At 52.9% G+C, this 9,665-nt stretch carries 6 protein-coding genes; all 6 read right to left on the bottom strand.

Going from position 1 to position 9,665, the window contains the following annotated elements:
- Positions 1-109: 109 nt before the first annotated feature.
- Positions 110-2,101, bottom strand: a complete 1,992-nt coding sequence (locus tag LI015_RS24230) for a bifunctional 4-hydroxy-3-methylbut-2-enyl diphosphate reductase/30S ribosomal protein S1 (protein WP_119204618.1) — start codon at positions 2,099-2,101, stop codon at positions 110-112.
- A gap of 2 nt (positions 2,102-2,103) precedes the next feature.
- Positions 2,104-2,781, bottom strand: coding sequence for a (d)CMP kinase (cmk, locus tag LI015_RS24225; protein WP_002567274.1), 678 nt, complete (start codon positions 2,779-2,781; stop codon positions 2,104-2,106).
- A gap of 125 nt (positions 2,782-2,906) precedes the next feature.
- On the bottom strand, positions 2,907-4,148 hold the full coding sequence (locus tag LI015_RS24220) for an NAD(P)/FAD-dependent oxidoreductase (protein ID WP_002567273.1): 1,242 nt from the start codon (positions 4,146-4,148) through the stop codon (positions 2,907-2,909).
- Complete coding sequence (gene pap, locus LI015_RS24215; RefSeq protein ID WP_002567272.1) at positions 4,145-5,647, bottom strand: polyphosphate:AMP phosphotransferase; 1,503 nt, start codon at positions 5,645-5,647, stop codon at positions 4,145-4,147. Before pap ends, LI015_RS24220 begins: the two co-directional genes overlap by 4 nt.
- Positions 5,648-5,851: 204 nt before the next feature.
- Positions 5,852-7,171, bottom strand: coding sequence for an aspartate kinase (locus tag LI015_RS24210; RefSeq protein ID WP_002567271.1), 1,320 nt, complete (start codon positions 7,169-7,171; stop codon positions 5,852-5,854).
- Positions 7,172-7,386: 215 nt separating this feature from the next.
- A complete protein-coding gene (locus LI015_RS24205) occupies positions 7,387-9,471 on the bottom strand; it encodes a sodium-translocating pyrophosphatase (RefSeq protein ID WP_227126524.1) in 2,085 nt (694 codons plus the stop codon).
- Positions 9,472-9,665: the final 194 nt, after the last annotated feature.

Below are 9,665 nucleotides of genomic sequence, written 5' to 3'. Positions count from 1 at the left end.
TAGAATTGGGGCGGGATTTTAACAAATCCCACCCCAACTATTGACAAAGAGCCAGCAAAAAAACCGGTTATGGGCCAAAGCCCATAACCAGTCCTCATGAATTCAAATCTTATTCTTCTGTGTACTGTGACATGGCATCAATGTCCACGTCAGCCACATCCGCATCCTGTGCAGCAGGTGCCAGCATAGCCTTGATGCTTAAGCTGATCTTGTGGTCAGCCTCGTTAAAGTCTACCACTCTTGCCTCAATCTCCTGGCCAATTCTTAAAACATCAGCAGGCTTTTCAACATGCTCCCTGGAAATCTGAGAAACATGAAGCAGTGCGTCCACACCTGGCTCCAGCTCAACAAACGCGCCGAAATCAGTCATACGTGCCACACGGCCGTATACCACGTTGCCAACCGCATACTTGTCAGCTGCGTTGACCCATGGATTAGCCTCCGGGAACTTAAGGCTCAGGGCAATTTTCTCTCCCTGGATATCCTTAATCAGTACCCTTACCTGGTCCCCTGCCTTGAATACCTTCTTAGGATTCTCAACACGGCCCCAGCTCATCTCGGAAATATGAAGAAGTCCGTCTGCACCGCCCAAATCAATGAATGCGCCGAAGTCGGTTACGTTCTTAACGGTTCCGTCAACAGTATCGCCTGGCTGGATTCTTGCGAACAGTTCTTCTTTCAGCTTCGCCTTCTGTGCAACCAGAAGCTGTTTCCTGTCGCCGATGATTCTTCTTCTCTTAGGATTGAATTCTGTGATAACAAAATCAATATCCTGTCCTGCATACTTGGACAGGTCCTTCTCATAGCTGTCAGATACAAGGCTGGCCGGGATAAATACCCTTGCGCCCTCAACCTCAACGCTTAAGCCGCCGTCTAATACCTGTGCTACCTTTGCTGTCAGAACCTCCTGGTTCTCAAATGCCTCTTCCAGACGCTTATTGCCTCTGTCAGCTGCCATACGCTTATAGGATAAGGAAACCATGCCTACGCCGTCATTAAGCTTAATGACCTTGGCCTCCATCTCTTCACCAATCTGTACTTTTGTGGTCAAATCCACGTTGCTGTCGTTGCTGTATTCGTCACGGGTGATAACTCCCTCGGACTTATTACCTGCAATACTCAGTATTATCTCATCTTTGCTGACTTCGATGACCTGACCGGTGACTATCTCTCCTGTACGTATTGGTTTGGTTGATTCTTCCTCTTCCTTTAATAACTCTGCAAAACTCTGCTCTGCCATTCTGGTATGAACCTCCTCAATAATTTTTCTTGGGGTGGATGCCCCAGCTGTAATACCTACGCTGCGCACAGAAGATACACTGTCAGGATCTAAATCGCCGAGTGTCTGAATGTAAAAGGTGTCTTTACACTCCTTGAGGCATATCTCGTAAAGCTTCTGGGTGTTGGAAGAATGCCTGCCGCCAATCACAATCATAGCGTCCACCTGCGAAGCAATTCTTGCTGCCTCCACTTGTCTTTCCTGTGTTGCATTGCAAATCGTATTTAAAACACTACTATCATAACCCTTTTTTAAAAATTTTTCAACTAATTCTTTAAATTTGTTGTAATTAAATGTCGTTTGGGACACGATACATAACTTTCGGCCCTCGGGCAGACGGTAGTTATCTACCCCCTCCCCATCCATTATAACCGTAGTATGTTCGTTCCCCCATCCCTTAATTCCTTCCACCTCCGGATGGTCCGGGCTTCCGATGATTACCACCGCCTCCCCGGCCGCGCTGTGCTCCGCAACAATGCGGTGGATTTTCTTCACAAAGGGACAGGTGGCATCCACCACAGCCACATTCCTCTCCTTCAATATCTCATAAACATGCCTGCTGACGCCGTGGGAGCGGATGATGACCGTTCCCTGGTTTCTTGGAAGGGCCCTCAGCTCATCCTCTGTCTCCAGGACCATGACCCCCTTATCCGACAAATCCCTGACCACTTCCTCATTGTGGATAATGGGACCGTAGGTGTAGATGGGGCCGGATGCCTTTTTGTTCTTCACAGCTTCTATCTGTTCATAGACCTGGTCCACTGCCCGTTCCACGCCAAAACAGAAGCCGGCGCTCTTTGCAACTGTAACTTTCCTGTCCATGGTTATCCCTCATACCCCCGCTCCCTGGCTATGCGTATGATGGAGTCCACCACCTGTTCGATGGTCATGTGGGAGGAATCCAGGAGCACAGCGTCCTCTGCCTGCCTTAAAGGCGAGTTCTCCCGGTGCATGTCCCGGTAATCCCTCTCCTCTATGTCCTTCTCAATCTCCCTGATATCGCAGGCTGTTCCCTTTTCCTCCAGTTCCCTGAACCGGCGTCTGGCGCGGATTTCCACGGAAGCAGTCAGATAAATCTTAGCCGGCGCGTCCGGCAGCACGCAGGTGCCGATATCCCGGCCGTCCATGATTACATCTGCCTCCCTGGCCAGCTGCTTCTGGAGCTGGACCAGTTTCTCCCTGACCGGCCTGTACACAGAGGTGGCGGAAGCCATGCGCCCCACCTCCTCTGACCGGATCAGTCCCGATACATCCTCTCCGTTTAAAATAACCTGCTGGACTCCGTCCGCATAGCGGATGGTAACCTCCACCTGGCCGCAGGCCCCGGCTATGGCCTCCTCATCCTCCGGCGATATACCCTGCCTGATAAAATACAGGGCCATGGAACGGTACATGGCTCCCGTATCCACATATACAAACCCCAGCCTTTTGGCAGCCAGCTTTGCGATGGTGCTTTTGCCGGCGCCGGCCGGACCATCAATGGCAATATTGAAATACTCCATGTGTTGCATTCTCTCCTGTCCTGTTTTCATGTGAATTGATTGTACTCATATGATTTTATTAAACTCATGTAACTATATGGTACTCATGTATTCCGCCCTGCGGGCAGCCTCCGCTGTTCCCGGCGCTATGACGACGCAGCCTTTCCGGCCGCCCAGCCCGTAGACCAGGCAATCTGAAGGTTAAAGCCGCCGGTCACCGCGTCCAAATCCAGTATCTCCCCTGCAAAATACAGGCCCTGAATCTTCTTGGACTCCATGGTGGATGGATTTACGTCCTTTACCGATATGCCGCCCTGGGTTATGATAGCTTCCTTATAGCCTCTGAGGCCGGTCAGGGTAAACTCCAGGGCCTTGGTTGCCTCTGCCAGTCCGCGCCGTTCCTCCCTGGTGATCTCATTCACCTTCTTATCCGGGTCCACGCTGCTGCGGTCAATGATAACCGGAATCAGCTTTGACGGATAGAGGTGGTTCAGGGCGTTCTTAAACTGCTTGTTCCTGCTGTCGGAAAAATCCCTGAGGATGCGCTCGTCCAGCTGCTCCCATGACAAGGCCGGCTTCAGGTCAATCACCAGGCGCAAAGGCCTCTTCCTTATGGCCTTGGCGCAGAAGGAGCTGGCGCTTAAGAGCACAGGGCCGCTGACCCCGAAATGGGTGAACAGCATTTCCCCAAACTCCCGGTACAGCTCCTTTTTTCCGTCATAGACAGCTGCCTCTATATTTTTAAGGGAAAGGCCCTGCAGCTCCTTGACCGTCTCTGTCTCCTTCACCTCAAAGGGAACCAGGGCCGGTGAAAGCTCCGTAAGTCTGTGGCCGCTGTCCGCAGCCCATTTAAGACCGTCCCCGGTGGAGCCGGTGGTGGGATAGGACAGACCTCCGGTAGCTACGATAACACGGTCGGCTGTCTGTATCCTGCCGCCGCACCGTACCCCCTTGCACACGCCCTCCTCCACCGCCAGTCCCTCCGCCTTCTGATTCAGGCACACCCTGACTCCTGCCTGCCTTAAAAGGGCGGACAGGGCGCTGATGACGTCTGACGACTTGTCGGACTGGGGAAATACCCGGTTTCCCCGCTCCACCTTCAGGCGAAGCCCTGCCTGTTCCAGCAAATCCATCATGTCCTGGTTTGTAAAACCGTAAAAACTGCTGTACAGGAATTTGGAATTGCTCACCACGGAGCCCAGCAGCTCCTCCATATCGCAGGCATTGGTCACATTGCACCGGCCTTTGCCTGTGATAAACAGCTTTTTGCCCGGCTTTTCGTTCTGCTCCCACAGCTCCACGGCAGCGCCTTCCCTGGCGGCAGCTATGGCGGCCAGCATACCGGCCGCCCCTGCGCCAATTACAATTACATGGTTCGTCTCACTCATTTGTCTGTCTTTACTTCCTTTACTTTCTTTTCCAGGGCATCCACCACAGTCTGGAGGACCTTTACCCTGGCATATCGTTTGTCATTGCCCTCCACCACAATCCATGGGGCGTAGGTGGTGGAAGTACGTATGAGCATCTCGTTGACCGCTTCCTCATACTGGTCCCATTTCTCACGGTTGCGCCAGTCCTCATCCGTAATCTTCCACTGCTTGGCAGGATTGGCCTGACGCTCCCTGAATCTGCGCTCCTGCTCATCCTTGTCAATGTGGAGCCAGAATTTAAGAACCACTGCTCCGGCATTGGCCATATGGGATTCCATCTCGTTGATTTCCTGGTAGGCCCGTCTCCACTCGGCCTCCGAACAGAATCCTTCAATCCGCTCCACCATGACCCTTCCATACCAGGTGCGGTCAAAGATGGCGATATGGCCTGCCTTTGGCACACTGTTCCAGAACCGCCACAGATAGTGGTGGACCTTCTCAATGTCATTGGGAGCCGCTGTTGGATTCACCCTGTAGCCCCTGGGATCCAGATTGCTGGTCAGTCGTTTGATGGCTCCGCCCTTGCCTCCGGCATCCCATCCCTCAAAACCGATGACAACCGGAATTCTGAGGCGGTAAAGTTCGCTGTGAAGCTCTGCCAGTCGCTTCTGAAGCTTTTTCAGCCGGGTCTTATACTCCTCCTCCGTAAGGCTCTTTGAGAGGTCGATTCCGGACAGCACGCCGTTTTTAAACCGCTCCCTGGTCTTGGATTCCTGCCTTTGCGCCGTTTTTTCGTCTTCCGGCCTGCGGTGCTCCAACTCATACTCCAGGCGGTCCATAACCGTGCTGACAATTTTAAGGGCAGCATAATCCTTGTCCACTGCTTCTATGATGACCCAGGGAGCATAGTCTGTATCCGTTTTCTCCAGCATCTCCTCATTCATCTTCAGATAACGGTCAAAGTCCTTATTCCTGTTCCAGTCCTCCTCCGTCACCCGCCATGAGGTCTCCTTGGACCCCTCCAGCTTCTTAAAACGTTTCTTCTGCTCATCCTTGTCGATATACAGGAAAAACTTCATGATGACAGTACCGTCATCACACAGCTGTTTTTCAAAGGACAGAATATCCTGGTACGCATCCCCAAGCTTGTCCTCCCGCGTAAGACCGTCAAAACGGTCCACCTGGACACTGCGGTACCAGGAGCGGTCAAAGACAGCGATCCTGCCCTTTGCAGGCGTCTTTGTCCAATAGCGCCACAGGAAGGGCCGCATCTGCTCGTCCTCCGTGGGGCGGTCGCAGGCATAAACGTCAAAGCCCCTGGGATCCAGGGCCTGTATGAGCCGGTTAATCTGTACTCCCTTGCCGGCGGCTCCCATTCCCTCAAACACCAGAATGACCGGAATGCCTGCATCCTTACACTCCCTCTGCAAAAGCCCCAGCTTCTCTTCCGCCTCGTCCATGACCCTGCGGTAAGTCTTCTTGTCAACTTTTTTACTTAAATCAATCTTTTCAAGCATTTGGACCCCTCCTTCTCTTCCTGTTTACTATTTTATCCAGTATATCACACTTTCAACTACAATAAAATGAAAAATTGGGCAGGGGCAGCCGGGACAGGGGGCAGCCCTGGCAGAAGCGGCATGCTCCGGCTCACCTCAGAAAAAGCCCCGCAGGGCTATCATACCCCGCGAAGCTTCCTGTGTACTATGCCATAAGCAGACTGCCTACAGTTCCGTGATCACGAATATATCATAGATGGCCCTGATTGCCGTCTCAAAATCATCGTTCTCCACACCGATGATGATGTTCCACTCACTGGATCCCTGATCGATCATCTTCACATTGACCCTTGCATGGGCCAGGGCGGAAAAGATGCGGCCGGCTGTTCCTCTGGTGGAGCGCATGCCCCGTCCCACCACTGCAATCAGTGCCAGGTCCGACTCCAGTTCCACGGTGTCCGGCTCCACAGCCCTGTGGATTCCGGCTATGACAGACTGCTCAAACTCCTCAAATTCCGACTGGTGCACGTAGACAGTCATGGTATCAATGCCTGAGGGCATGTGCTCAAAGGAGATGCCGTACTGTTCAAACACGCTGAGCACCTTTCTCCCAAACCCAACCTCGGCATTCATCATGGCCTTCTCTATGTTGATGGAGCAGAATCCCTTCTTGCCGGCAATTCCGGTGATGGTGTAACGCGGCTTGCGGCAGGTGCTCTCCACAATAAGAGTGCCCTTGTCCTCAGGACGATTGGTGTTCCTGATATTGATGGGAATGCCCTCCTTGCGCACCGGGAAAATGGCATCCTCATGAAGGACGCTGGCTCCCATGTAGGAAAGCTCCCTCAGTTCCTTGTATGTAATGGTCTCGATAACTTCCGGATTCTCCACGATTCTGGGGTCTGTCACCAGAACGCCGGACACATCCGTCCAATTCTCGTACATATCCGCGTGGATGGCCTTGGCCACGATAGAGCCCGTGACATCGGAACCGCCTCTGGAAAATGTTTTGATGGTTCCATCCGGCTTGGAACCGTAAAAACCAGGGATAACAGCCTTCTCCACATGCTCCAGACGCTCGGACAGCTCCCGGTTGGTGTGCTCTGACTCAAAATTTCCGTTTTCATCAAAGAAAATGACCTCCGCCGCATCCACAAACTCAAATCCCAGGAAGTTGGCTGCCACGATGCCGTTTAGGTATTCCCCGCGGGAAGCAGCGTAATCCCGTCCTGCCTTTGCCAGAAAATTCTCCTCTATCCTGTCAAATTCGTGGTCCAGGTTCAGGTTCAAATCCAGGCCGTCGATGATATCCATATATCTGCTCTTAATCTTTTCCAGGATTTTCTTATAGGACCTTCCTTCTGCCACTGCGTCGTAACAGGCATAGAGCAGGTCCGTCACCTTCTCATCCTTGTCGCTTCGCCTGCCTGGTGCGGAAGGGACCACGTATCTTCTGGACTTATCAGATTTAATGATATCTGCTACTTTCTTGAACTGTCTTGCACTGGCCAATGAACTTCCGCCGAACTTCACCACTTTTTTCATCTTGTCTGTCTCCCTTGTTTCTTTCTATGCGCCGGATATGGAGCGTATTTCATAAAATAAATGCCACTTTATATGTATAGCGTTACAAGTGCAAATAATACCTTACTTTGTTATGTATGTCAATACTTTTAAAGGAAAAAATTTGCGTACAGGAGACATTTGTTTTTCTATGGCGGACTTTTTCTCATAGAATGTCCATGCGCCGTCTCACGGTTTTACAGTAGATGCACTGCCACAATAAGCCCGGCAAACACAATGGATACCATACTGGTCAGCTTTATGAGGATGTTGATGGACGGACCCGAGGTGTCCTTAAACGGGTCTCCTACGGTATCGCCTATGACAGCCGCCTTGTGTTCCTCACTGCCCTTTCCTCCCAGCTGCCCGCTCTCTATGTATTTTTTTGCGTTATCCCAGGCTCCTCCGGCATTTGCCATCATAACAGCCAGCACAAACCCCGTAACCGTATTGCCTGCCAGCAGTCCGGATACACCCTCCGGCCCCAGAAGAAGCCCCACCGCCACAGGTATGATGACCGCCACCATGGCCGGGGCAACCATCAGCCTCTGGGCCGAAATGGTACACATATCCACGCAGGCCCCATAGTCCGGCTCTGCCTTTCCCTCCATCAGTCCCTTTATTTCCCTGAACTGCCTGCGCACCTCCACCACTATGGACTGGGCCGCCTCGCCCACCGCCTCCATGGTAAGGGCCGCAAACAGGAACGGCAGCATGCCTCCGATAAAAAGGCCAATGAGCACCGTGGGATTGGTGATGGACAGGTCCATGCTCAGGGACGGATCAATCTGCTTCACCTTATCAATATAGGACGCTATCAGGGCCAGGGCCGTAAGCGCGGCGGAACCAATGGCAAATCCCTTGCCTGTGGCAGCCGTGGTGTTGCCCAGGGAATCCAGTGCATCGGTTCTCTGACGCACCTCCTCCGGCATGTGCGTCATCTCTGCAATACCGCCCGCATTATCGGCAACCGGTCCGTAAGCATCGGTTGCCAGGGTAATGCCCAGGGTGGACAGCATGCCCACTGCGGACACGCCCACACCGTAAAGCCCTGCATTGAAATCAGCACTGCCGCCTGAGCAGTAATAGCTAATCAGGACCGATACGCCCACAATAACCACAGGAGCCACCGTGGACAGCATGCCCAGGGAAAGACCGCTGATGATGACTGTGGCCCCTCCTGTCCGGCTGGACGCTGCCAGCTTTCTGGTGGGATTATACGTATCAGACGTATAGTATTCCGTGACAGCTCCAATCAGCACACCGGCGGCCAGCCCCGATAGTATGGCCGCGTAGATACCCATGTGGTCCGGAAGCAGAATACGGATGGCTGCATAGGCCGCCGCCACCACCAGCGCCGCGCTGATGTAAGTTCCCGTCCTCAGAGCCTTTAAAAGATTCTTCTGTGACGCGTCCTCCTCTGTCTTTACAAAAAAGGTTCCCAGGATAGACGCCAGCACTCCCAGAGCAGCCAGCATCATGGGAACAGCCACGCCCTTTACCCCGTATCCGGCGGCCACGGCCAGCGCGGCAGTGGATACGATGGAGCCCACATAGGACTCGTACAGATCAGCGCCCATACCAGCCACATCGCCCACATTATCACCCACATTGTCAGCGATGACAGCCGGGTTTCTCGGGTCATCCTCAGGGATTCCGGCCTCCACCTTACCCACCAGGTCGGCGCCCACATCAGCCGCCTTGGTAAAGATGCCGCCGCCCACCCTGGCAAACAGGGCCATACTGGAAGCGCCCATGCCAAAGGTCAGCATGTTGGCCGTAATCTGGGCAATCCGCTGGCTATCAGGAAGCGCGCCAAAAGCCATGTTCAATATGAAATACCACACAGTCAAATCCAGAAGGCCCAAGCCCACCACGGTAAACCCCATAACAGAGCCTGCCGAGAATGCCACCCTCAGTCCCTTGTTCAGGTTCCGGGACGCTCCCTGGGCGGTCCGGCAGTTAGCCATGGTGGCTGTCCGCATGCCGATAAATCCGGACAGACCCGAGAAAAAACCGCCTGTCAGGAATGCAAAGGGCGTAAAAAAACTCAAAAAGCCGCAGAATGCCATCACTAGCAGGATGACAAACACGGCTGCAAAGAATATTCCCACACCTTTGTATTGACGTCTCAGATACGCATTGGCGCCCTTTTGTACGGCTCCGGATATGCGGAGCATCTCCGGGTTCCCTCCAGGCTCTCTCCTGACCCGCACAAACATGAAGGCTGCGAACACCAGCGCCATCAGCGAACCTGCTCCTACAAAATACATAGCAACCATTACATTCCCTCCTTCTCATAAGCAGCCAGGCGCCCGTAGTCAGGCACTTACCGCTCATTCCAGAAAATTTACACAACATTTCCCCTCAAGTATATATCGCTGCATGTCTTTTTACAATATATATATAAATTTTCTTTACAAATCAAAGAAAGGGGGCGAAATGATAAACGGGCAGTTGCAGGCATCGCAAAGCA

Origin of the sequence: Enterocloster sp. 210928-DFI.2.20 (assembly GCF_020554465.1) — a bacterium.
Lineage (GTDB): Bacteria > Bacillota > Clostridia > Lachnospirales > Lachnospiraceae > Enterocloster > Enterocloster bolteae.
This window is presented reverse-complemented; position numbering and strand designations above follow the sequence as displayed.